This window comes from Nocardioides sp. CER19 (assembly GCF_029846275.1).
Taxonomy (GTDB): domain Bacteria; phylum Actinomycetota; class Actinomycetes; order Propionibacteriales; family Nocardioidaceae; genus Nocardioides.
Genome location: NZ_JARVWS010000001.1, coordinates 1,350,890 through 1,374,149, shown reverse-complemented (window position 1 = coordinate 1,374,149; position 23,260 = coordinate 1,350,890). Strand labels below are relative to the sequence as shown.

21 protein-coding genes and 3 tRNA genes are annotated in these 23,260 nt (G+C 70.7%); 9 read left to right on the top strand and 15 right to left on the bottom strand.

Annotated elements, in window-relative coordinates; all coding sequences use genetic code 11:
- Nucleotides 1–6: 6 nt before the first annotated feature.
- The gene (locus tag QDS12_RS06750; RefSeq protein WP_279877933.1) at nucleotides 7–1,041 is read right to left on the bottom strand and encodes a DUF4331 family protein; all 1,035 of its coding nucleotides are present in this window, start codon (nucleotides 1,039–1,041) and stop codon (nucleotides 7–9) included.
- A 231-nt stretch (nucleotides 1,042–1,272) separates the two neighbouring features.
- Between QDS12_RS06750 and QDS12_RS06745 the strand changes: the two genes are divergently transcribed.
- Nucleotides 1,273–2,427, top strand: a complete 1,155-nt coding sequence (locus QDS12_RS06745) for a HoxN/HupN/NixA family nickel/cobalt transporter (RefSeq protein WP_279877931.1) — start codon at nucleotides 1,273–1,275, stop codon at nucleotides 2,425–2,427.
- 7 nt (nucleotides 2,428–2,434) lie between these two features.
- Here QDS12_RS06745 and QDS12_RS06740 read toward each other — a convergent pair whose 3' ends face one another.
- The 5 genes from QDS12_RS06740 to QDS12_RS06720 all read right to left on the bottom strand — a co-directional run bounded on the left by QDS12_RS06740 (nucleotide 2,435) and on the right by QDS12_RS06720 (nucleotide 9,895).
- Nucleotides 2,435–5,176, bottom strand: a complete 2,742-nt coding sequence (locus tag QDS12_RS06740; protein WP_279877929.1) for an AAA family ATPase — start codon at nucleotides 5,174–5,176, stop codon at nucleotides 2,435–2,437.
- Between the two features lie 98 nt (nucleotides 5,177–5,274).
- Entirely contained in the window at nucleotides 5,275–7,788 is a 2,514-nt protein-coding gene (locus tag QDS12_RS06735) for an AAA family ATPase (RefSeq protein WP_279877928.1), read from the bottom strand.
- 810 nt (nucleotides 7,789–8,598) lie between these two features.
- A complete protein-coding gene (locus QDS12_RS06730) occupies nucleotides 8,599–8,907 on the bottom strand; it encodes a hypothetical protein (protein ID WP_279877926.1) in 309 nt (102 codons plus the stop codon).
- 96 nt (nucleotides 8,908–9,003) lie between these two features.
- Nucleotides 9,004–9,390 carry a hypothetical protein gene (locus tag QDS12_RS06725; RefSeq protein ID WP_279877924.1) on the bottom strand — a complete coding sequence of 129 codons (387 nt, stop codon included), beginning with the start codon at nucleotides 9,388–9,390 and terminating at the stop codon, nucleotides 9,004–9,006.
- Nucleotides 9,391–9,505: 115 nt separating this feature from the next.
- Complete coding sequence (locus tag QDS12_RS06720; RefSeq protein ID WP_279877922.1) at nucleotides 9,506–9,895, bottom strand: hypothetical protein; 390 nt, start codon at nucleotides 9,893–9,895, stop codon at nucleotides 9,506–9,508.
- A 358-nt stretch (nucleotides 9,896–10,253) separates the two neighbouring features.
- Here QDS12_RS06720 and QDS12_RS06715 point away from each other — a divergent pair.
- Nucleotides 10,254–10,326, top strand: a tRNA-Arg gene (locus QDS12_RS06715).
- An 80-nt stretch (nucleotides 10,327–10,406) separates the two neighbouring features.
- Nucleotides 10,407–10,988, top strand: a complete 582-nt coding sequence (locus QDS12_RS06710) for a helix-turn-helix domain containing protein (RefSeq protein WP_279877920.1) — start codon at nucleotides 10,407–10,409, stop codon at nucleotides 10,986–10,988.
- Here QDS12_RS06710 and QDS12_RS06705 read toward each other — a convergent pair.
- The 7 genes from QDS12_RS06705 to QDS12_RS06675 all read right to left on the bottom strand — a co-directional run bounded on the left by QDS12_RS06705 (nucleotide 10,985) and on the right by QDS12_RS06675 (nucleotide 16,419).
- Nucleotides 10,985–11,746: an FAD:protein FMN transferase gene (locus QDS12_RS06705; protein WP_279877919.1), complete on the bottom strand. Its 762-nt coding sequence runs from the start codon at nucleotides 11,744–11,746 to the stop codon at nucleotides 10,985–10,987. The genes QDS12_RS06710 and QDS12_RS06705 overlap by 4 nt on opposite strands.
- Complete coding sequence (locus tag QDS12_RS06700; RefSeq protein ID WP_279877918.1) at nucleotides 11,743–12,276, bottom strand: FMN-binding protein; 534 nt, start codon at nucleotides 12,274–12,276, stop codon at nucleotides 11,743–11,745. Before QDS12_RS06700 ends, QDS12_RS06705 begins: the two co-directional genes overlap by 4 nt.
- A gap of 7 nt (nucleotides 12,277–12,283) precedes the next feature.
- Nucleotides 12,284–12,772: a hypothetical protein gene (locus QDS12_RS06695; protein WP_279877917.1), complete on the bottom strand. Its 489-nt coding sequence runs from the start codon at nucleotides 12,770–12,772 to the stop codon at nucleotides 12,284–12,286.
- On the bottom strand, nucleotides 12,762–13,691 hold the full coding sequence (locus QDS12_RS06690) for a ferric reductase-like transmembrane domain-containing protein (protein ID WP_279877916.1): 930 nt from the start codon (nucleotides 13,689–13,691) through the stop codon (nucleotides 12,762–12,764). The genes QDS12_RS06695 and QDS12_RS06690 overlap by 11 nt, the downstream gene beginning before the upstream one ends.
- 66 nt (nucleotides 13,692–13,757) lie before the next feature.
- Nucleotides 13,758–14,306 (bottom strand): isochorismatase family protein, encoded by a 549-nt coding sequence (locus tag QDS12_RS06685; protein WP_279877915.1) that lies wholly within the window; start codon nucleotides 14,304–14,306, stop codon nucleotides 13,758–13,760.
- Complete coding sequence (locus tag QDS12_RS06680; RefSeq protein WP_279877914.1) at nucleotides 14,306–15,997, bottom strand: MFS transporter; 1,692 nt, start codon at nucleotides 15,995–15,997, stop codon at nucleotides 14,306–14,308. The genes QDS12_RS06685 and QDS12_RS06680 overlap by 1 nt, the downstream gene beginning before the upstream one ends.
- Nucleotides 15,994–16,419, bottom strand: coding sequence for a MarR family transcriptional regulator (locus tag QDS12_RS06675; RefSeq protein ID WP_279877913.1), 426 nt, complete (start codon nucleotides 16,417–16,419; stop codon nucleotides 15,994–15,996). Before QDS12_RS06675 ends, QDS12_RS06680 begins: the two co-directional genes overlap by 4 nt.
- A gap of 206 nt (nucleotides 16,420–16,625) precedes the next feature.
- On the opposite strand from QDS12_RS06675, the gene QDS12_RS06670 reads away from it, so the two are divergent.
- Nucleotides 16,626–18,092, top strand: a complete 1,467-nt coding sequence (locus tag QDS12_RS06670; protein WP_279877912.1) for a DUF1906 domain-containing protein — start codon at nucleotides 16,626–16,628, stop codon at nucleotides 18,090–18,092.
- 15 nt (nucleotides 18,093–18,107) lie between these two features.
- Here the strand turns inward: QDS12_RS06670 and QDS12_RS06665 are convergent, their stop codons facing one another.
- Both QDS12_RS06665 and QDS12_RS06660 read right to left on the bottom strand, forming a co-directional pair.
- Complete coding sequence (locus tag QDS12_RS06665; RefSeq protein ID WP_279877911.1) at nucleotides 18,108–18,839, bottom strand: thioredoxin domain-containing protein; 732 nt, start codon at nucleotides 18,837–18,839, stop codon at nucleotides 18,108–18,110.
- The gene (locus tag QDS12_RS06660) at nucleotides 18,839–19,336 is read right to left on the bottom strand and encodes a DoxX family protein (RefSeq protein ID WP_279877910.1); all 498 of its coding nucleotides are present in this window, start codon (nucleotides 19,334–19,336) and stop codon (nucleotides 18,839–18,841) included. The genes QDS12_RS06665 and QDS12_RS06660 overlap by 1 nt, the downstream gene beginning before the upstream one ends.
- A gap of 71 nt (nucleotides 19,337–19,407) precedes the next feature.
- On the opposite strand from QDS12_RS06660, the gene orn reads away from it, so the two are divergent.
- The 5 genes from orn to QDS12_RS06635 all read left to right on the top strand — a co-directional run bounded on the left by orn (nucleotide 19,408) and on the right by QDS12_RS06635 (nucleotide 22,875).
- Entirely contained in the window at nucleotides 19,408–20,064 is a 657-nt protein-coding gene (orn, locus tag QDS12_RS06655) for an oligoribonuclease (protein ID WP_279877909.1), read from the top strand.
- 38 nt (nucleotides 20,065–20,102) lie between these two features.
- Nucleotides 20,103–20,178 (top strand) — tRNA-His (locus tag QDS12_RS06650).
- An 86-nt stretch (nucleotides 20,179–20,264) separates the two neighbouring features.
- Nucleotides 20,265–21,137, top strand: coding sequence for a bifunctional helix-turn-helix transcriptional regulator/GNAT family N-acetyltransferase (locus QDS12_RS06645; RefSeq protein WP_279877908.1), 873 nt, complete (start codon nucleotides 20,265–20,267; stop codon nucleotides 21,135–21,137).
- Nucleotides 21,138–21,159: 22 nt separating this feature from the next.
- On the top strand, nucleotides 21,160–22,728 hold the full coding sequence (locus tag QDS12_RS06640; protein ID WP_279877907.1) for an NAD(P)/FAD-dependent oxidoreductase: 1,569 nt from the start codon (nucleotides 21,160–21,162) through the stop codon (nucleotides 22,726–22,728).
- 74 nt (nucleotides 22,729–22,802) lie between these two features.
- Nucleotides 22,803–22,875 (top strand) — tRNA-Lys (locus tag QDS12_RS06635).
- The last annotated feature ends 385 nt before the right edge of the window (nucleotides 22,876–23,260 follow it).

Below are 23,260 nucleotides of genomic sequence, written 5' to 3'. Positions count from 1 at the left end.
GTCCTTTCAGGCGGAGGGGACGATGTAGGGGAACTTGTCCTGGCGGGTCTCGGCGGCGTCGACGGCCTTGAGGCCGGTCTCGCGCGCGGAGTTGGTGACGAGCCCGTACATCACCTCAGGGGCGTTGTCAGAAAGGGCGCGGCCGTTGAACTCGGCGAAGGTGAATCCGGCCGGCGAGCCGATCCGGTAGGGCAGCAGGTCGGGGGTGAGCTGTTCGGCGACCTTGCGCCCGTAGACCTCGGGGTCGGCCACACCGCTGGGTGCCGCGGCAGCCGCGACGATCTCGGCGATGCGCGGGCCGATGGTGTCGCGGTCGTCGGCTGGCTGCCCGACGGTGTCGCGCAGGTACTCGGGGCTGCCGTCGTCGCCGCCGAGGGCGTGGAAGATGGGCCACATCATCGGGATGGCGGTGCGGTTGGTCTGGTGCCAGCCGCCGGCGTCGGTGGCGAGCTTGGTGGCCGCCCACACGCCGACGTGACGTCCGTCGGTCAGGACCTCGTCAGAGGTGGGGACCTCGAGCACGATGGTGTTGACCCGTGAGCCGGTGAACGTGCTCTTCGCCTGTCCCGGTGTCCAGTCGCCGAGGTCGATCTCGTGGTGGTTCTGGAGGCCGTCGAGTAGGTGCCCGAGGTGGCCCAGGTCGAGGTAGAACGGGTCGGCGGACTCGCCTGCCCAGGCCCGCAGGCCGGGTGCCTCGGTCGGAGTGCCGGTGGTGCCCTCGGCGACCTGCTGGCCGGTCGCGCTGTCGTTGGCCGCGTCCTCGCCGACGATCCGGTGGACGGTGTAGCGCTGGGTGCCGGCCGGGTCGGGAGCGCCGAAGCAGAACCGGTAGACGACCTGCTCTACCGGCACCAGGGCCGGGTGGATGCGGAACTCGTAGCGGCCCTCGGGATGGAACCCGGGGGTGCGGGCGTCACCGGCGAGGGAGGTGTTGGTGACCATCGCGAAGACCGTGCCGCTGTCGCCGTCGAAGACGTAGAGGTCGGTCACGTTCAGGCGGGAGTCGCGCCGCGAGGCGGGCGAGTCGAGGTGGTGGGACATGGTGAACCTCCAGGTTCAGATGGCGGGCCCGACATCGGCCCGTTCGACTTTCGCCAAGACGCTAGGAGCCGGCGGGACGGGCACGGATCCGTCAGGCGACTGAGTAATCGACCGTCGCAACGGCCGCGTTCGCCCGCAGTCGCACGACTGATGCACCGGCGGAAGAACGCCCGTCCGCAGGGCACCTACGTTCGGGCGGACCGCACCGCTCTCACACCCGAGGAGTCAGCCATGACCGTTCTCCAGACGCGCCCCGCCACGGGCCGCTGGCTCACCGCACCCGCAGAGCGTCGGTCCCTTCTCGGCATGGTCGTCGTCATTGTGTTGCTACATCTGCTCGGCTTCGGTGTGCTGCTCGGGCTGGTGACGCCACAGCACCTGCCTCTGGGAGGCGGTCACCCCGTCTTCTCCGTTGGCGTCGGCCTCCTGGCCTACACCTTCGGCCTCCGCCATGCCTTCGACGCCGACCACATCGCGGCGGTCGACAACACCATCCGCAAGCTGATGACTGAGCGGGCCGACGCCTCACCCGGGCGGCGATCGGCGCCACGTCCGCTATCGGTGGGCTTCTGGTTCTCGCTCGGCCATTCCACGGTCGTGTTCGCGCTGGCGCTCCTGCTCTCCGCCGGGGTTCACGCCGTGGCCGGCCAGCTCGAAGCCGACGGGTCCCGCCTCCACCAGGTCACTGGCGCGCTCGGTGCCTCGGTGTCCGGGGCGTTTCTGCTCTTCCTCGGAGTGTTGAACCTGTTCGCGCTGGTCGGAGTGGTGCGGGTCTTCCGCGCCACACGCACCGGCCACTTCGATGAAGCAACACTCGAGCATCATCTCCAACGGCGCGGATTCATGAACCGCCTGCTCGGCGGCATAATCCGCTCCGTGCGCAAGCCCTGGCACATCTACCCGATCGGCGTCCTGTTCGGGCTCGGAATCGACACCGCCACCGAGATCGGCCTGCTCGTCCTCGCTGGCGGAGCGGCAACGCTGGACCTGCCGGTGTACGCCATCCTGGTGCTTCCGGTGCTGTTCGCGGCAGCCATGTGCCTGATGGACACCGTCGACGGCGTCTTCATGAACGTGGCCTACGGGTGGGCGTACGCCAGGCCGATGCGGAAGGTGTACTACAACCTGACCGTCACCTCGCTGTCGGTCGCCGTCGCCCTCGGCGTCGGCTGCATCGAGCTAGTCGGCGTGCTGGCTAACGCCGCCGGCGCCACATCGGGACCGCTCGCGGCGATCGCCGCCATCCCTCTGGACTACGCCGGCTACGGGATCGTCGGGCTGTTCCTCCTCGCCTGGGTCGCGGCCGTGCTCGTGTGGCGGTGGGCCAAGCTGGAGGGGCTGCCGGCGGCAACCGAGACCGTGAGCGCCCTGGATGAGGCCGCTTAAAACATCCTCAAGCCAGATCCAGGCGCACCGAGAGCTGAGACCGGGACGCGATGCCGAGCTTGGGGAAGATCCGGTACAGGTGCGAGCCGACCGTCCGAGGCGACAGGAACAGGCGCTCGCCGATCTCCCGGTTGGACAGACCCTCCGCAGCCAGGCGGGCGATCTGCAGCTCTTGGGCCGACAGGAGCTCTCGTGCCGTCGGGCCGCTCGCAGAGCTGCGGTCTCCGGCCGCACGCAGCTCGATGGCTGCCTGCTCGGCCCACGTCTGCGCACCGATGAGCCGGAACGTCGTCTCGGCTGAGCGCAGGTGCTGGCGGGACTCCATGACCCGCCGTTGACGACGGAGCCACGACCCGTAGGCGAGCTCGAGCCTGGCCTTCGGCCATGGCCAGCGCACCAGATCCTGGCTCAGCGCCTCGCTGAACGCTGCCTCCGACTGGGCATCTTCGGCAAGCACCGCGCGCGCATAGGCCAGTTGGACGCGCAACACGCTGGCGGGGTTGCCGGTCGTCTCGCGCTCGAGTGCGTCCAGGATCTGGGTGGCCTCTTGCTGCTGTCCGGTGTGGGCGGCAGCTTCGGCCAGCTGGGCGATCCCGTGGTATCGCTCGGTGAGGTGGAAGCTGGTGTGGGTGGAGTCGAAGACCCGCCTCAGTTCGGTGAAGCCCTCGGCGTAGCGGCCGGTGGCGACCATGGCGTAGCCGCGAGCGAGCTGCACACACGCGAGGAGGTCGTTGAGCCGTCGGCCGTTGGCCAGCTGCTCGGCCCGGGCGGCAAGCTCGAGAGCTTCGTCGTTCTGCCCCTTAGCGGCAGCCAGGATGGCGCTGAGCGCGAGAGTGCCGGTGTTCCAGATGGGCTGGCCGCTGTCGGCTGCAACCTGCTTGCCCTCTTCGACGCAGGCGGTGGCCTTCTCCCAGTCACCGAGCTCGAGGCGGTCGAGGATCTGCATCGTCAACACGTGCGAGAGCAGCCCGAGTCGTCCTTGCTCACGCAGCTTGGCTTCGGCGCGACCGCCGAAGTCGACGGCGTGCACAGCTTGCCCGACCGCGTGCGCGGCCATGGCGTACAGGCGCAGGGCGTCGGGGTCGGTGACGGTCTCGAGGACGACGCGGTTCAGGAGCTGGCATACCCGCGGTGCACAGGCGACGGGTTCGGCGACCGCGATGGCGGCCAGGTAGCGCGGGTCGAGCTCGAAGTCGGCGGATTGCGTTCCGGCGATGCGTTCGGCGGTGGTTGCCACGCTCGCGCGGGCCGCGCTGCCGGCGTCGGCCCACCAACAGCGCAGCGCGGCCCCGAGCAAGAGGTTGAGGGCCAGGTCGAGGTCACCGGCCTGGACCGTGCGCCAGGCGATGTCGCTGAGCTCGCGGACTCGGTGGGCATCACCCGGCACCCCGTCGTTGAAGATCTCCCGCAGCCACTCCAGTCGGTCGATGTCCAGGGCGGTCAGCTCCTCGCGTTCTGCGGCGGTGACGAGCCGGTCGACGAGGTCGGCCCGGCCGAGTCCGAAGGCGTGCTCGGCGGCCATGAGGAGCCGGCGGCCGCGGAGAGCGGAGCCCGAGGTCAGCTGGGCGGCGCGCTCGAGGGCCCAGATCGCTGAGGTGACCGACCCCCGCCGCAGGGCGATGACGTGGTTGCCCTCGAGCGCGTCGGCGACGTCATCGTCGATGCCGACGATGGCTTGGGCCCGGTGCCATGTCTGACGGTAAGGCTGGTCGATGAGAGCGGCTGCCGTGGCGGCGTGGGCCTCGTGTCGCCGTGACATGGGTTCGGCTGCGAGCACTCCGGACCGGACCAGCGGGTGACGGAAGCGAACACGCGTGTGGTCGTAGCTCAACAGTCCGGCTGCTGCTGCTGCCTCCAGCGCATCGACGCCCACCGGATGTCCGATGAGGACTTCAGCAGCGGCGATGATCTCTGCCAGATCACCTTCGTCGTTGACCGCAGCCACCAGCGCTGCCGCTCGGGTCTGCGGGGGAAGGTCGGTCAGCCGGGCAGCGAAAGCGCGCTCCAGTCGTGCGGTGAGCGGGACGGCGGTGTCGCTTCCCCCGTGGGCACGCCACGCGATCGGCAACTCCACCAGTGCCAGCGGGTTCCCGCAGGCTTCGGCAAGGATTCGAGTTCGGTCCGCACCGTCGAGGTCGGCGGCGTGCTGTTCGAGCATCGTGCGCGCGTCGTCGTCGGCCAGCCCGAGGAGCTCCACGGTCGGCGTGCCGGAGGCGAGCAGCGGTCCGTCGTGGCCGGACCGGATGGCTGCCAGGAGCAGGATGGGCTCTCGTTCGAGTCGGCGCGCGATGAACGCGAGGGCGTCGTGGCTAGGCTGATCGAGCCAATGTGCGTCGTCGACGATGATCAGCACCGGCCGCTCGGCTGCTGCCTCGGTGAGAAGTCCGAGACTGGCGAGCGAGACCAGGAAGGGCTGCGGGGCGGGGCCTTCCTCGAGCTCGAACGCCGTGAGGAGCGCACGGCGTTGGCCAGTCGGGAGGCTCTCGGCGTGCTCGAGAAGGGGCGAGAGGAGTTGCTGGAGACCGGCGTAAGGCATGGCGGCTTCGGATTCGATGCCGGCAACGGCCAGCACCATCAATCCGCGGTCGCGGCCGTAGGAGGCGGCCGCTTGCAGCACGCTCGACTTGCCGATGCCGGCTTGGCCCAGCACCAGCCGGGCGTCTCCGCGGGCACCGCCCTGGTCGTGCAGATCATCGACGAGCGCGGTGAGGTCCGCGACCTCGGCGTCGCGGCCGACGAGCCCGACCATCTGCTCCCTCCCTTCCCTCCTCCCAGAACCACCGCTGATACGAGGACCGTGGTTCGTCCCGCCTGGACCGTGTCGCGCCCACACTCCCATGTGGAGGGCTAACCGCTCAGGGCCCCGGCAGCGACTTCGACCCAGTGTGCTGCGCCGATGTCCTCCAGCGAGTCTCGCGCTGACCTCAGCAGCCTCGTCGCCGGATCGGTCCGTCCCATGCGTGACAACCAGAGCCCGTAGGCGAGCTCGAGTCGGGCTTGCGCCCACGGCCACCGACGAAGATCGTCACTCAACGCTTCGGCGTAGAAGGCTTCGGCCTCCTCATCGGCTGCGAGAACCGCTCGGGCATAGGCCAGGTGCACGTGGAGGATCGGAGAGGGCGTGATCACCGCCACCTGCTCGAGGCGTTCCATGACGCCTCGAGCATCCGCGACTCGGCCGGCGAGGACGGCTGCGTCTGCGAGGAAGGACAGGCCACCGAAGCACTCTCGCTCGTGGTAGGTGGGATCGGCTGGATCGAACAGGCGCAAGAGGCTTCTGACAGCCGCCGGCGCATCGCCGCGGTCGAGCTCAGCGATGCCGCGCGCGAGCTGGGCGCAGGAGAGCAGGTCGTTGAGCCGGTCCCGGTTCGCCCGCAGCTCCACCTCGGCGACCAACTCCAACGCTCGGCTCGCATTGCCTCGCAGCGCCTGTGCCTGGGCCTCGCACACGAGGCTGCCAGTCGACCAGATCGGCTGGCCGGTCTCCTCGGCCAGGCGGACGACCTCCGCGCTGTGGTGCGCGGCGCGATCCCAGTCGCCCAGCTCGAGGCAGACGATCACCTGCATGCTCAAGGCGTGCACCAGAAGTCCGAGTCGCTTCTGCCGACGTAGGACGACCTCCGCCGCCGTGAGGTAGTCGTCCGCACGCGTCGAGTCCCCGATGGCGTGGGCCGCCATGCCGAGCAGTCGAAGCGCGTCGACGTCTTCCACTTCATCGGCCGGCATGCGGCACAGGGCGTGCGTCACTTCGGCGGCACGGAGCACCGGTTCGGCGACCGCCAGGCAGGCGACCGCCCGCGCGTCACCGTCGGCCTGCAACGTGTCCACGACTTCAACCACATGCGCCCGCGCCGCCGGCCCGGTGTCCGCCCACCAGCAACGCAACGCTGCTCCCATCAACAGGTTCAGTGCGAGGTCTTGATCGTCGCTGCGGGCCGAACGCACCGCCATGTCGCAGAGTTCGAGAACACGGACGGAGTCCCCGGGGACACCGTCGTTGAAGATCTCCCGCAGCCACTGCATCCGGGCCCAGTCGAGCTCGTCGAGGTCGGTGGCCGCCGCCTTCCGGACGAGGCGGTCGACGAGATCTGTCCGGCCGAGCCCGAAGGCGTGCTCGGCCGCGACGAGCAGGCGCCTTCCTCTGCATGTTGAGGCGCTGGTCAGCTCAGCCGCCCGTTCCAGGCTCGCGATTGCGGTGGTCACTGCGCCACGCCGGACCGACTCGGCCACGGTCCTCTCCAGCTCATCGGCGACCTCGTCGTCAGGCCCCAGAATCGACTGGGCACGGTGCCACGCCCGGCGGTAGCGGTCGTCGGAGACGACCTCCGCAAGAGCAGCGTGCGCCGCCTGCTGCCGGGCCACGCGCTCCCGGTGGAGGATGCCGGAACGGACCAGGGGGTGGCGGAAGGTCACACTCGCCCCCCGCTTGAGAAGTCCTGCATCGTACGCCGGCTCGAGATCAGCGGTGCTGACCGGTTCACCGCACAACAGGGCGGCTGCGTGCAGCACTTCGTCGGTCACCGGCCGGTCGTCGATCGCCATCACAAGCAGCAGGTCGACCGTGCGCGAAGGCAGCCCGGCAGCGCGGCCGCCGAAGTCCCTTTCGAGCCGACGCGAGAGGTTCACGGTGCCGGAGGTGCGTTCTCCCGACTGCCAGGCGGCGGGGAGCTCCATCAAGGCCAAGGGATTCCCTTGCGCAGCGCGCTGGATCTGTTGACGGTCGACCCCAGCGAGCCCCGGGGCAGAGCGGGCGAGAAGGGCCGCCGCCATCGCATCATCCAGTCCGGTGAGTCGCAGGTGGCTCGGAACCGAGGTCAGGAACGGCGGCAGGGTCTCACCTTCGCTGGTCCGGACGGTCACCAAGATGCAGGCGGGTATGTCGCCGGCGTGACGTGCGACGTAGGCCAGGCAGTCATGCGTGGGCGGGTCCAGCCACTGCGCGTCGTCGATCAGGACGGTCAGCGGCTTTGTCAGAGCGAGCTTGCGCAGCCAGTCGAGCAACTCGCTGGCGACCAGAAACAGGTCGGGAACCGGACCGTCGCTGAACCCCAGGGCCACCGGCAGCGCAGCCCCGTGACACGAATCGGCACCGGTGTGGCTGGCCAGGACCGGCTCGAGCAACTGCAGCAACGCGGCGAACGGGTAGTGGGCCTCGGCCTCCACGCCCGAGACCGCCAGAACCTGATGCCCAAGCCGCCGCGCCTCGACTCCGGCCTCGTGCAAGATGGCTGTCTTGCCGATGCCTGGTTCGCCGACCAGCGCCAGTGTTGCCCCGCCTTCTGGGCCGGCGCGCAGGGCGGCACGGACTGCGGCTAGCTCAGAGTGGCGACCGATCAGCGTCTCGTCTGCCAGTTCGCCCATGTCGGCACCGTAGAGAGCCGCCCTCGGTTGACGCATCAGTCAGCCGACTCTATTTGGACCCTGCCCGCCCGCTGAGGGCCTCGCGTGCCGACATGCCCCGAGAACGACACCCAGCGTGTGGTGGCGACGGCCAGCGGATTTAAGGCGGCGTCGGTCCGGCCTCAAGGATGTGTGCTACTGCATCTTCAGTGTCTCATGGACGCGTCTGTACCGACCTCAAGACCAGTTCGACGTGACTGGCCGGACGCCGTCCAACCTCGAGCGCGTCGTCATGACGGTGGCGCGGTTCCCTGAGGGAGCCGTACGAAACATCTGTCCGCCCTGACAGCGAATGCCCCTGTCATGGCTCGACCGGATCTGCCGCGTAGTGTTGCGCCTCCGCGCGCACGGATCTGCCGCGACCCGAGCGGATCTGCCGAAAGTCGAGCGTTCCGCCCGCGTGTCACCGCACACCCCGTCCGAGGTCGGCGCGGAAGGATCGAGGCGTGTGGTTGAAGAAGCGCAGACGGCACCAAGGTGGCGTCTGGATCGTCTTCGATGAGGACTCTGATGCGCCAGAGGCTGTCCTCGGGGTCTTCGCCACTCAAGACGAAGCAGCTGCCTTCCTCACCGAGCGCGTCCCAGCTGACTGGGGTCTCGTTGCGTACGCTCACTACGACGTCGGCTGGTCCTACTTCGCTGGCGGCAAGCGGTAACGCAAGGCATCGAGGCTGAACGCGGATCTGCCGCGACCCGCGCGTCCGCTCATGCCGCGACGGCGACCGTTCATGCCCGTGTCAGGGCGCTCGGTCTGGGAACCGACTTCAGCGGTCAGGACGTAGGGCGGAACGCGCGCAGCGCTTCGGCGCACTTGGCGTCTCCGCCATCTAGGCACTCCTGGGCCTGATCGTTGGTCGACCAGTACACCTTGACCTGAGCACCATCGAGTACGCAGGTGACAGCCTCGTCGTACGTCGCCCAGGCGGCCGGAACCTCGGCGGCATGGATGTCGGAGCATCCGGCCCGTTTCGCAACGTCCTTCGCGGAGTCTGGTGTACCCGTGTCGCTGGAGCATGCCGAGAGCCCGAAGACGGCAGTCACGGCCAAAGGTACGAATGCGGGCAGATGCTTCAACGACACGGCCGGATTGAACCACTGCCCTGCGACTGGCGAGGAAAGTCGGCCGGATCTGCCGCGACCCGTGCGTCCATGTGCACCAGTGAGCGCCTTGTCTTTTCAGACGGTTGGAGGAGCGTCGATGGCCACACAGGCCAGAACGCGGGACATGGATGCGTCCAGCAGAAAGGTGTAGGTCGTCGTCGTTCCGGTGACCCCCACGGCTCGTGCGGGGGCAGGGTAGGTCTCGAGCACCCTTACGAACTCCCGCATGCCCGTCAGGCGAGGTCCTTCCCCGCGTTCCCATCGCTCGAGTCTGACCCGGTAGGCGTGCACGTCCAGGGCTGGCACAGTCGCAACGGATACTGGCACGAGACAGTGCGGCTCTCGCGAGAGCACGTCCTCGGGAGGCTCGTTGCCGCTGACGCTCACGTCGCGCCGTACCAGTCTCAGCAGGTCGTCCGGCTCGATCCAACGCCGACCGGTCTCGTCACGAACGTCGTCCACGAGCACAGCATCCCGGAAACGCACTCATCTGCCGCGTTGAGTCCATTGGCCGGTCGCACCTGGGCGGTCGGCACTGACCCGCCGGCCTCGGGTGCGGTCCGGGGAGCACAGGGACCTAGCCGGTGTGGGACTGGGTGCTGCGCCTCGGCACCAGCGGGTCAAGAGACGAGTTCTCCTCCAGCATCCGGTCCACGTCTGCCCGTAGGTCCAGGTCCCAGTGCTCGATGACCGCCGAACGGAACGCCTCGTAGTCGACGACGTCCCCGCCGAGCTCGTACCGCTCGTTCGGGAAGTCAGACGCATCGAGCCCCGCCGCCCAGGCCGCGTCGGCGTACTCGACCGTGTTCTCTGCTGCGGCCAGCTCAGCCATCGTCACGAATCGGGCGTCCCGCTGCAGCTTGGCCATGAACCGGTCGAAGCTGGCATCGTCGAGGAACGGCAGCAGGTCATGCAGCCGGAGTGCGACATCGCCAGGGTTCGCGCCCGGGACAGGGGCACCGCTCACCGTCACCCTGGCGCACAGCGAGCTCGCCAACTCGTGCACCGCGCGCCGACCGTCGACCCGACCTCGCACGGGAGCCGCCTTGCCTGGGACCGCGGCAAGGTGACGGAAGGGCCGCTTCGCATCCCCGCCACCCGGCGTCGGTCCCAGCGTGGTCACGAAGCGACGCTACTCCGCGGCCCACCGCCGCGCGCTCGCCTGTCGCGGATGCGCGAGAGCCGGGGCCGGATCGAGCCATCTGACTGCGCCCACACCCCGGCGACGCGCCATCGCTGCGGCATACTGGCGTGGGATCGAGGGAGCGCCGAGAACTACACCGAGGTAGTCACGAGGTTAGTCACGACTGTACCCACGACCCCCCGCCCCCGTGGCGCAATGGATAGCGCAACGGCCTTCTAATCCGTGGGTTGCAGGTTCGAGTCCTGCCGGGGGCGCTCAGCTGTGCTGACGAAACAGCGAAAATCGTCCCCTCGATTCGGCGCTACGACCCGGGCGCTGTCCCGATAATGGCCTCATGGCTCCCACCGGAACCCCGGGCCAGCGCACGCGGGGGCGCCCCGTCGAGATCGACCCCTCCCGCCTGTCGCGGACAGCCGTCGAGCTCTTCGCCGAGCGAGGCTATGACGAGGTGAGCGCGGCGGAGATCGCGACCGCCGCGGGCATCAGTCGCCGGAGCCTGTTCCGCTACTTCCCGACCAAGTCGGACCTCGTCTGGGACGGCTTCCAGGAGAGCCTCGAGGTGCTGTCGGTGGCACTGCTCGAGCACGGTGACCATCCGCCGGCGACGGCCGTGGTCGAGGCAGTCACCGTGACCGCCGAGCGTACGCCGGTCGTCGAGCTGACCCGGACCCGGCTGCAGATCCTCGCGGCGCACCCCGAGCTCGTCGCGCTGGGGTTCGGGCGCCTCGACGAGCAGATCCAGCTCTGCGCCGCCTACCTCCGCAACCGCGGTGTCGAGGACCTGACCGCCCAGGTCCAGGCCGCCGCCATCACGGCCGCCGCGTTCACCGGCTACCTGCACTGGGCGACGGCGACGTCGGACCCCACCCCGGCCGAGGCCGTACGACGTTCCCTCGAAGCGGTCAGCTGGCTCTAGCCACGCCCGATCGGCTGGCGCCTGCCGTCAGCGTGGACCACGAGGCCCGTCCGACCTGGCCGCCGTGCGAGCCACGCGGGTCCGTCGGCCCCGAGCGCGAACGCACCCGTCGCGTCGATGTCGGCCGTCACGAGGTCGGCCGCGACGACGGTCACGGACGCCAACGCGCGCGGCACCTCGCCGGTCCGGGCATCGACGACGTGGCCACCGCGGTGCGCCAGGCCCGACGTCGCCACCGCCCCGTCGCGCATGGGCACCACGGCCACCACCCGCGTCGGGTCGTGCGGGTCCTCGATGCCGATCCGCCACGGCGCTCGCGTCCGGTCGGCCACGTGGCAGACCAGGTCGCCGCCCGCCGACAGACAGAAGTCGGTGTCGGCGAGGTGCCGCAGCGGACGGGCGGCACGCTCCACCGCCCAGCCCTTCACGACGCCGCTGGGGTCGAGCCGGCCGGAGCGACGTACGTCGAAGGCGCCGCCGGTCTCCAGGCGTGCCCGCTCCCCCAGCGCCAGCACCTCGGCGACCTCGAGCGGGCAGTCGACGACGTCGAGCAGCCCTCGATCGAGACGGGACACGAACGAGTCGGCACGGTAGGTGCTGAAGACCCGGTCGACATCGCGCAGCGTGGCCATCGCCTCGGCCCACGCCGACTCGGACTCGAGGTCACCGGCATGCCGTCCACGCAGCGCAAGGCTCACCGGCATGCCCATCACGTGGGCGACGCGGCGCACGACCCGGCCGGCGGTGGCGGTGTTCATACGCCGGCCTGGTCGAGGGCGCTCTGGAGGGACTGGACGTAGCCCTCGCTGGTGACCGTCGCGCCGCTGACCATGTCGATGTCGGCGCTCTGCGCGGAGACCGTCTCCTGGATGAGGATCGGCAGCGCGTAGCTGTTGATCTCCTGGTCGCGGGGGTTCTCGGTCGGGTACTCGACAACCTGCACGTCGGTCACCTTGCCGCCCGCCACCGACACCGCGACCTGGACCGGTCCCCACCGGGTCTGTGCGACGTCGCCGGTGACGGTCTTCGAGGCACTGCTGGAGGAGCCGCCCGACGAACCGGTCGAGGGCTCCGCGGACGAGCTGTCGGCGGAGCCGCTCGACGAGCCGCTCGACGAGCCGCTGGAGGTGTCGCCGGAGGTCCCGCTGATCGGCGAGGTGCTCGGCGAGGAGAGGGCCGCGGGCTGGGAGGTGATGCTGCCACCGGTGGACGTCTTGTAGCCGAAGAGCAGCACCACGACGGTCAGCGTCGAGAGGAGCCAGGTCAGATTGCGGGTGAGGCGGTTCATCGTGGGATCACCATCCGAAGGTCTCGACGTGGAGCTGGTCAGCGGGAAGGCCGGCGTCGCGGGCGGCGCGCGTGAAGGAGTCGGTCCACCCGGGTGGCCCGCAGACGAAGACGTCGCGGTCGGCCAGGTCGGGCACGAGACCGAGCAGGGTGCGCGCGTCGTCGACGGGCGCGCCGCCGACGGGGAGCCAGGAGGACGGTGCGCGGCGCGACCCCGGGAGCGCGACGATCCGGAGCCCGCGCGCGTGGGCGAGCGTCTCGAGCTCGGTGCGGAACAGGGGGTCGTCACGGTAGCGGTGCAGCAGTACAGCGTCGCCGGACGCGTAGGACAGGCCTTCGGCGAGCGCCCGCAGCGGCACGATGCCGACCCCGGCCCCGACCAGGGCGACCTTGCGGTGCGAGCGGGCCCGCGCCGACATCCGGCCGTAGGGCCCCTCGACGAGCACGCGGGTGCCGGGCCGCAGCGCGGCGAGCGCGGCGCTGCCGTCACCGACCACCTCGACGGTGATCCGCAGGTGCCGGCCGTCGGGCGCCGCCGACAGCGAGTAGGGGTTGCGAGTAGGGGTTGGCCCGGGTCCAGCCGCGCCTTCCCAGGAACCGCCAGGTGAAGAACTGGCCGGCCTCCGCACGGAGCAGCTCGAGCCGCCGGCCGGTCACCCACACGCTCAGCACGCCCGGCGCCTCCGGCACCACGGCGACGACCCGCAGCCCGTGCCGGAGGTTGCGTACGACGGGCAGCCCGATGCGCCACACCAGGACCGAGCCGGCGGCGACCGCCCAGGCCGTCCACCAGAAGAACGTGGCCGCCGGCCGGGTCAGGAACTGTGCACCGGTCCAGAGCTGGTGCGGCAGGGCGAGTCCGACGCCGAGGTAGGCGTAGAGGTGCATCAGGTGCCACGACTCGTAGCGCAGCCGACGCCGGGCCGCCTTGACGCTGGTGACGACCACCATCACCAGGCAGGCCGTGCCCGCGACGGCGAGCAGCATCCCGGGGTAGTCGACGGTCAGGTTCCAGAACGTGCCGGGCACCGAGCCGAGCCTCCCGGCGGCGTACCCCCACGTGATGAGGACGACGTGGACCAGCATCAGGTCGAACGAGCTGAAGCCGACGATCCGGTGGATCCGCGCCAGGCGGTCCTGGCCGAAGGCCTGCTCGAGCAGCGGGACCCGTGCCATCAGGATCACCTGCGCGAGGAGGAGCACCGCCGACCAGAGCCCGGAGATGCGGCCGACGGAGGTCAGCCCGTCGGCCCAGGCGCCGAGGTCCTGGATGCCTCCGTCGGCCACCCACCAGTAGGTCACCAGCAGCAGGGCGAGCCAGAGGATCGCGCCGCTGCCCGCTCGGACGACCGCGTCGACGCGGGACCGAAGGTCTCCGGGACGGGCGAGGCCAGCGGCGGGCGCGGTCGTCGTCATACGAGAACCATGCGTCCGCCGCTTGAGAGAACGGGTCCGGTTCGCTGTGCCTGACCTGTGAGCCGGTCAGAGCGCGGCGAGCACCTCGGCGGTCGTCGTGACCTGCGCGAGCGTCGGGAGCACGTGGTCGACGGCGTAGGCGTGCCGCTCGGCGGTCCGGTCCGCGCAGGCGTCCTCGACGACGACCACGTGGTAGCCGTGTGCGAAGGCCTCGCGGCCGGTCTCCTCGACGCCTGCGGCGGTCGCGATGCCGGTGAGGAAGACCTGCGTCACGCCGGTCTCCTGCAGCCGGTCGTGCAGGTCGGTGCCGGTGAACGCGCCTCGTGTCCGCTTCGTGACGACGATGCCCTCGCCCAGCTCGGGGACGAGGACGGCCCCCTCCGCAGGGATCGTGCGCCCGCCGCCGTCCGGGTTGGCGTCGGTGCGCCCCGCCGGGGTGCCGATGACTCTGACCAGCACGACGGGGTGGCCCTGGGCACGGAACGCCTCGGCGAGGGACGCGGACCGCGCGACGACGTCCGCCGCGGCGTGGGGCTGCGTCGCCATCCCGACGATTCCGGACTGCACGTCGATGACGACGAGGGCGGGCTGGGGGTCGACGGTGGTGAGCGGCATCAGGAGTTCCTTCCAGAGGCGGTGTGCTGGCCTCGTGAGAACGAGGCCAGGGCGGAGAGGACGCCGAGGACGGCGCCGACGGAGAAGACGACGACGAGACCGTCGTGGAACGGACCCGCGACGAGGTGCGGGAAGAGCGTGTGCCCTGTGAGGGTCGCCCGGTCACCCGGCGAGAGGGTGTCGAGCACACCGGTCGGCTCGAGGACGTGCTGGATCGGGTTGTAGCCGAGCATCGTCGCGAACAGCGACGAGACCGGCGGCAGCGAGCCCACCTGGCCGGCGACGTCGCTCGGCACGCCGTGCGCGGTGAGCCCGGACGCGAGCGAGCGCGGGAGGTCGGCGGCGAGTCCGGCGATCATCAGGGAGAAGAAGACCCCGATCGAGAGCGCCGTGCCGGAGTTCTGGAACGTCGATCGCATGCCGGAGGCGACGCCGCGGTGCTGCGCGGGGACGCTGCCCATGATCGAGGAGGAGTTCGGCGAGGCGAACATGCCGTTGGCGACGCCGTTGAGGAGGATCAGGAGGGCGAAGATCCAGTAAGGGAAGTCGATCGGGAGCAGCAGCAGCCCCACGAACGTCGCGGAGAAGAGCAGCATGCCGCTCGTGGCGATCCCCCGGGAGCCGAACCGGTCCGACAGGGCGCCCGAGATCGGACCGGCCACCAGGAAGCCGACCGACAGCGGCAGCAGGAAGATGCCTGCCCACAGCGGCGTCTGGTCGTAGTCGTAGCCGTGCAGCGGCAGCCAGATGCCCTGCAGCCAGATGATGAGGATGAACTGCAGCCCACCGCGCGCGACCGAGGCCGCGAGCGCCGCGAGGTTGCCGGCGGTGAACGCCCGGATCCTGAAGAGCGCCAGCTCGAACATCGGCTGCGCCACGCGCAGCTCGATGAGCACGAACGCCACCAGCAGCGCGAGCCCCGCGCCCAGCTCGGCGAGGACCACCGGGTTCGTCCAGCCCATCGAGTGGTCGCCGTACGGGTGGAGGGCCTCGGTCACGCCGATCAGCACCAGGGAGAGCCCGACCGCGAAGGTGATGTTGCCCCACCAGTCCATCCGGGGCCGGTACGCCGGCCGGACGGCCGTCTCGCGGAGCTTGAGGTAGGCCCAGAGGGTACCGTAGATGCCGACGGGGACGTTGACCCAGAACACGGCCCGCCAGTCCCAGACGGCGAGCAGGCCGCCGAGGGTGAGCCCGATGAACTGGCCGGCCAGGGCCGCCACCTGGTTGACGCCGAGCGCGAAGCCACGCCGGTCGGGCGGGAACGCGTCGGTGAGGATCGCGGCAGAGTTGGCGGTGAGCATCGAGCCGCCGAGGGCCTGGACGATCCGCCAGGCGATCAGCCACCAGGCAGCCGAGCCGCCGTCGAACGGGTCGAAGGACAGCAGCACCGATGCGAACGTGAACACGGCGAAGCCGGCGTTGTAGATCTTGACCCGGCCGACGAGGTCGCCGAGGCGGCCGACGGAGACGACGAGCACCGCTTGGACCAGGCGGTAGCCCATTATCATCCAGAGCAGGTAGCCGATGTTGCGCGGGTCGAGCGGGTCGAGGTGGATGCCGCCGAAGATGGCAGGCAGCGCGATCAGGACGATCGAACCGTCGAGCGCCGACATGAAGACGGCCGCGGTCGTGTTGGCGAGCGCCACCCAGCGGTAGGTGTCCGAGGGGGCGTCGACCGCCGTGCTCACAGCTCGCGCGCCAGCTTGTCGATCACGGGCGCGGCCGCTCGCAGCGCGGCGACATCGTCGGCGTCGAGACGGGCCAGGGCGTCGGCGATCTGTCGGGCCCGGACAGCGCGCTTGTGCCCCACCGCGTCCCTGCCCTCCTGCGTCAACGAGAGCACGACCCGCCGGCGGTCGGCGGCGTCGGCCGAGCGCTCGATGAGGCCCTTCGCCTCGAGCGAGGCCAGCGTGGCGTTCATCGACTGAGGACTGATCTGCTCGGCCCGGGCCAGCTCGCTGTTGGTGGCCGGGCCACCGCGCAGGAGCCGCACCAGGGCGGACACCTCCGGGATCGAGGGAACCCCGGGAAGCGGGTGCTGCTGGAGCCGGCGACGAAGCAGGCTCACCGCCATGGCCAGCTCGCCGGCCAACGTCTCGAGGTCGCTCACAGTTCGTCAGCCTAACTGATCAGTTTCCCTGAACATATCGGGGTCGGCCGTCCGGGACCGGCGGCACGACCAGGGACCGTGGCTGGTGGCGGCGGTGGTCCGTCCGCTGGCTGCACCGGCACAGCGGGTACGTCGAACGGGCCGACGTGGCCGACACCTGACGCCGTCCGCCGGACACCCGTCGGAGCGCGACGTAGAGTGCCGGGGTGTCTCGTCTCGGATCGCTTGCCGGAGCCACCGTCGCCACCGCGATGGCGGTCACGCTGCTCGCCGCCGGCCCCTCGCAGGCGGCGCCGCTCGCCGTGGCCGGGCCGCCGGACCTGCCGCCGCCGGTGACGCAGCGGGTGGCGACCCCGGCGCCGGGGCACCACCTGATGCTGGACACCTGCAACACCCCGTCGGCTCAGGCCATCGCCGCATGGCAGCGGTACTCGCCCTACAAGGCCATCGCGGCCTACATCCCGGCTCGTAGCGACTTCGACATGTGGGCGTGCCGGTCGAGCGCGTCGCGCAAGAACCTGACCGCGAGCTGGGTCGACCAGGTCCTCGCCGGTGGCTGGAACCTCATGCCGATCCAGGTCGGTCTGCAGGCTCCGTGCAGCGACTTCAGCAAGCGGATGAGCGCCAACGCGACCACGGCCCGCGCCCAGGGAGTCGACGCCGCGTCCGACGCCGCGGCCAACGTCCGCGCGCTCCGGATCCCGGCGACGTCGCCGGTCGTGGCCGACATCGAGGCCTACGCCAGCAACCCGAACTGCACCAAGGCCGTGCAGTCCTACGTCGCCGGCTGGACCGCACGCCTGCACCAGCTCGGCCTGCGGTCAGCCGTCTACGGGTCGAAGGGGTCGACAATCAAGGACGTCGTCGCGGCACCCGTGAGCGCGTCGTCGCCGAGGCCCGACGTCATCTGGGTCGCCAACTACAACGGCCAGGCCAACACGAGCTTCGACGCCAGCGTGATGCCGGCCGACGCGTGGGCGGGTCGTCGGGTCAGCCAGTACAACCCCAACGTCACCCGTTCGTACGGCGGCCAGGCGCTCACCATCGACGAGGACGCCGTCCAGGACTCGGTGTGGGACCGCACCGCCCCGCGGCTGGTGGCGAAGGCCCCGCCACGCGCCACGAAGCACGCCAAGGTGCGGATCGGCTGGCGCTCGGCCGACGCGTCGGGCGTCTCGACGTACCGCGTGCGGATCCGGCACAACGGCGGCCACTGGAAGTCGGGGAATGCCTTGCGCCGCACCAGGACGACCACCCGGGTGTTCAGCCTCGCGCCGGGCGAGCGCTGGTGCGTGCAGGCCCGCGCCACCGACCGGGTCGGCAACACGTCCGCCTGGTCGGCGCCGCGCTGCACCACCCGCTTCAAGGACGACCGGACGCTGCGCGCCGGCCGCGGCTGGACGCGGGTGCACAGCAGCTATCTCGGCACCGGCACCAAGGCCGTCCGCAAGGGCGTGACGCTGCGCGGCCAGCGGGTCTCCGGACGCTACGTCGGCGTCATCCTCCACGGGCGCGGCACCCTCGACGTCCTCATCGGCGGCCGCGTCGTGGGTCAGGTGCACGGCAACGGCGTCAGGTGGGTCACCCTCCCCGCCAGCCGGTCCGGGCGCATCGCGTTCCGCACCGCCCAGCGGGGCAAGGTGGTCGTGGACGGCTACGCCGTCACCCAGTAGCCCGGCGCGGCCGTCCTACGCGCCGATCGCCTGCAGCAGCTTGGCCGCCAGGTCGTCGACGGTGCGGCCGCTGAGCTCCTTGCCGTCGAGCAGGACGGTGGGCGTGCTCTGGACGTTGGCGTCGTTGGCGGCCTGCGTGGACTCGTCGGCCCACTTCTTCGCGTCGCCGTTGTCCAGCGACTGCTGGACCTTCGTCTTGTCGGCCCCGGCCTGCACCGCGAGCGCCACGATGTCGTCCTGGCTCGGGAACGGGCCGGACTCGCTGGGCTGGTTGGCGTAGAGCAGGTCGTGCAGCTTCTTGGCGACGTCGTCGCCGGCGCTGCGCTGGGTGGCGGCGAAGACCTCCAGCGACTGCTGGGAGTAGTCGGTCTGCAACAGGTTGAAGGGCCGGTAGGTCACCTGGACCTTGCCCTGTCCGGCCAGGGTGGACAGCTCCTCGTGGGTCTTCTTCTCGAGCTCACCGCAGTAGGGGCAGAGGAAGTCCTCCCAGATGACCACCGAGTGCGCCGCGTTGGCGGGGCCGACCGTCACGGACGTCCCCTTGCCGGCGCCGGCGTCACCGGCGGAGGCGCTCGGGCCGCCGCTGTTGCGGTTGGCGATCCAGAACCCGCCGCCGATGATCAGCGCCATCGCGACGACCACGCCGGCGATGCTGAGGAACGTGCGACGACGCTCCTTGCGGCGCTGCTCGGCGAGCGCGGCGGCAGCACGCTCGGAGCGGGCCTCGGCGGCTGACTTCTTCGACATCAGGTCAGTTCCTCGTTCACGGTGGGGGCAGGGGTACGTCGGAACAGCAGCCGGTCGAGGCCGGGCCCGGTGTCGCGCACGAACACCAGGAAGACCGACGCCAGCAGGAGGGCGGTGTCGCGGGCGATCTCCCAGGGGTACTTCGAGGCGGCGTGGGGATCGAACCCGCCGCCACCGAAGCAGCCGCAGTCGATCTGCAGCCCCCGCGCCCAGGCGGAGGAGATGCCGATGATGAACGCCACGAAGAGCAGGCCGGAGACGACGGCCGCGCCGCGGGTCAGCAGCCCGAGCACGAGGGCCGCGCCGACGACGATCTCGAGGGTCGGCAGCAGGTGGCCGACCGTGGTCGCGAGCCCGGCGGGGAGCAGCTGGTAGGCCCGCACGGCGAGCACGGCGCCGTACGGGTCGGTGAGCTTGGCGGCACCCGCCCAGATCCAGACGCCACCGGTCACCAGCCGTGCGAGGACGGCCAGTGCAGGCAGGAGGGACCGGGGCACGGTCTTACGGTAGGCCGCCGTTCTGAGCATCGACTGAGAAGGGCCGGGCGCCGCCGCGTAAGGTTCGTCGGGTGACCGCTGCGAACGACCGCCTCGTCTGGATCGACTGCGAGATGACCGGGCTCTCCCTCGAGGCCGACGCCTTGGTCGAGGTGGCCGCGCTCGTGACCGACTTCGAGCTCAACGTGCTCGGCGACGGCGTCGACGTGATCATCAAGCCTCCGGCCGAGGCGCTCGAGCAGATGGACGACTTCGTCCGGACGATGCACACCAAGTCCGGCCTGCTCGAGGAGCTCGAGAGCGGGGTGACCCTCGCGGAGGCGGAGCAGCTGGTCCTCGACTACGTGCGCACCCACTGCCCGGCCGACAGCCGGCCGCCGCTCGCGGGCAACACCGTCGGAACCGACCGGGCGTTCCTCGCCCGCGACATGCGCGACCTGGAGTCGTTCCTGCACTACCGGATCGTCGACGTCTCCTCGATCAAGGAGCTCTCCCGCCGGTGGTACCCGCGGGCCTACTTCCAGGCGCCGGCCAAGCGCGGCAACCACCGCGCTCTCGCCGACATCCAGGAGTCGATCGAGGAGCTGCGCTACTACCGCGACGCGGTCTTCGTGGCGGCGCCCGGTCCCGACAGCGAGACCGCCCGCGGCATCGCGGCGCGCCACGCCGGCGCCCTGACGGGGCTGGCCGATGCCCCGCCGAGCCCCGATTCCACGATGACCGACTGATCCCCTACACTTCTGTGCGGCCCGTTCGACGGGTCATGGCGGGCGTAGCTCAGCTGGTAGAGCACCTGGTTGTGGTCCAGGTGGCCGCGGGTTCAAGTCCCGTCGCTCGCCCCACGGGACCGGGACGCCATCGGATCGATGGCGTCCCGGTTCGCATTTACCTCTTCTGCGCGGCCAGATGTCTGACTACAGTCAGAGATATGTCGGACACGGCGGTGCTGCGCCGCTTCAACCGCAGCTACACCCAGCGCATCGGCGCTCTCGAGGACTCCTTCCTGGGCACCGGCCGCCCGCTCGGCGAGAACCGGCTGCTCTTCGAGATCGGCGCCTCCCCGGCCACGACGCAAGAGCTGCGGGAGCGGCTCGGCCTCGACTCCGGCTACCTCAGCCGGTTGCTCCGGGCCCTGGAGGCCGACGGCCTCGTCGAGGTGTCCCCCGATCCCGCCGACCGGCGCCGGCGCCTGGTGCGGCTCACCAGCGCGGGCGCGAAGACCTGGGAGGAGCTCGAGCGCCTCTCGGAGCAGCGCGCGCTCCGGCTGCTGGAGCCGCTCACCGCGCGTCAGCGCGTCCGCCTCACCGAGGCACTCGGCGTCGCCGACCTCCTGGTCCGCGCGGCGACGGTCTCCCTGGAGACGGTCGATCCCACGTCGGCGTACGCCCGCGAGGCGATGGACCGCTACTACGCCGAGCTCGACGAGCGCTTCCCGCACGGCTTCGTCCCCGACCCGCACACCGACGATGACGACGCCTCCCTACGTGCGCCGGTCGGGGCCTTCGTGGTCGCGGTGAGCGACGGCCGGCCGGTCGCCGGAGGCGGGGTGCGGGACTACGGCCACGCCGCGGAGATCAAGCGGATGTGGGTCGACGGCGGCTGGCGCGGCGCGGGCCTCGGCTCCCGGCTGCTGCGCCACCTCGAATCGCTCGCCCGGGGGCTCGGGCACACGACCGTGCGACTCGACACCAACGAGACGCTCCTCGACGCGATCGCGATGTACGACCGCGCCGGCTACGACCGCGTCGACCGCTACAACGACAACCCCTACGCCACGCACTTCTTCCAGAAGCAGCTCTGAGCGACCGCTAGGGTCCTAGGGCATGGGTGCGACCAGCCGGAGCCAGTACGACGTCGTGGTGGTGGGCGGCGGCCACAACGGGCTGACCGCGGCCGCCTACCTCGCCCGCGCGGGCCTGTCGGTGGCGGTGCTCGAGCGGCTCGACCACGTCGGCGGCGCGGCCGTGTCGACGCAGGCGTTCCCCGGGCGACCGACCCGGCTCTCGCGCTACTCCTACCTCGTCTCACTGCTCCCGGACACCGTCGTCACCGACCTGGGACTCGACCTGCGGCTGGCGTCGCGGTCGACGGCGTCGTACACGCCGGTCCTGCGCGACGGTGTCGCCGGCGGCCTGCTCGTCGAGCGGCCCGAAGGACCGGCGACCGCCGCCAGCTTCCGGGATCTCACGGGCTCGGACGCGGAGTACGCCGCCTGGCAGGCGTTCTACGCCGAGGTCGGCGCGTTCGCCGAGGTGGTCGCGCCGACCCTCACCGCTCCCCTGCCGACCGACCGCGCCATCCGCGAGCGGGTGTCGCCGGACACCTGGCGCGACCTCGTCGAGGAGCCGATCGGGCGGGCGATCGAGGCGCGCTTCTCGGACGACACCGTGCGCGGCGTCGTCGCCACCGACGCCCTGATCGGCACGTTCGCGTCGCTCCACGACCCCACGCTGATCCAGAACAGGTGCTTCCTCTACCACCTCATCGGCAACGGCACCGGCGAGTGGCGGGTGCCGGTCGGCGGCATGGGCGCCGTGACCGACGCGCTCGCCCGGGCAGCCGAGGACGCCGGCGCCGAGCTGGTCACCGGTGCGGGCGTCAGCACCATCCGCACCGACGGGGACGGCGCCGAGGTCGACTTCCACGACGGCTTCGCCACGCAGACCGTCGGCGCGCGCTGGGTGCTCGCCAACGTCGCCCCCTGGGTCCTGCGGATCCTGCTCGGCGACGAGGACGACGCGACCACCAAGCCGGTCGGGTCGCAGCTGAAGGTGAACCTCCTGCTCGACCGCCTCCCCCGGCTCAAGTCGGGCGCCGACCCGGCGGTCGCCTTCGCGGGCACGCTGCACCTCGGCGAGGACTACAGCCGGCTCGAGGCGTCGTACGCCGAGGCGGCCGGCGGCTCGCTGCCCTCACAGCTGCCGGGCGAGGTCTACTGCCACACCCTCACGGATCCCTCGATCCTCGGCGACGTGCCGGAGGGGACGCACACGCTCACCTACTTCGGGCTGCACACCCCGGCCACCCTCTTCACCGAGCCGTCGACGAAGGAGGAGGCGGTGCGCCGGGCGATCGCCTCGCTGGACGAGCACCTCCTCGACCCGATCGACACGGTGGTCGCCCGCGACGGGTCTGGGAACCCCTGCATCGAGGCCAAGATCCCGCAGGACATCGAGGCCGACCTCGCCATGCCGGGCGGGCACATCTTCCACGGCGACCTCGACTGGCCATGGGCACCGAACCGTGCCGACCTGTCCTCCCCCGCCGCCCGCTGGGGCGTCCAGACCGACCGCGCCGCGGTGCTCCTGTGCGGCTCGGGCGCCCGCCGCGGAGGCGCCGTCTCGGGCCTCGGCGGACACAACGCGGCGCAGGCGATCCTGGAGCTGCGCTGACCCGCGTCGCCGATTTGGGGCGCACGAGGCCAAGGGGTAATGTTCTCGTCGCTGCAGGGGAGACCCGAAAGCATGCGCCATTAGCTCAATTGGCAGAGCAGCTGACTCTTAATCAGCGGGTTCGGGGTTCGAGTCCCTGATGGCGTACAAGACAAGGCCGTTGACCTGGAAGACCAGGTCAGCGGCCTTCTTGCTTCCGACGGATGCGACCCACCCTCTCTCATCTTCGAGGCCCGTCTCTCAACGCGCCCTCGAGCGCGCGGCGGCCTGACTGTCCACCGGCCTCCGAGGTCCACGTCCTGGGTCATCGCCGGACGGGCGTGGCCAAGCTGATCCCCAGGAGCGCTCCGGCCCTGAAGGTGGTCGCTGTGCTGCCGGCCGCGGAAGGCTCCGGCTGGGCGCGTCTACATCGACTCCGAAGTCTCCGCAGTTGTGCGTCTCCCCCATGCCCGCAGTGGCCGACCCGCTTGATTCAGCCGAGCTGATCGAGCAGACCACCGCCGCCAGGACGGCGGACGAGATTTCAAGCTGT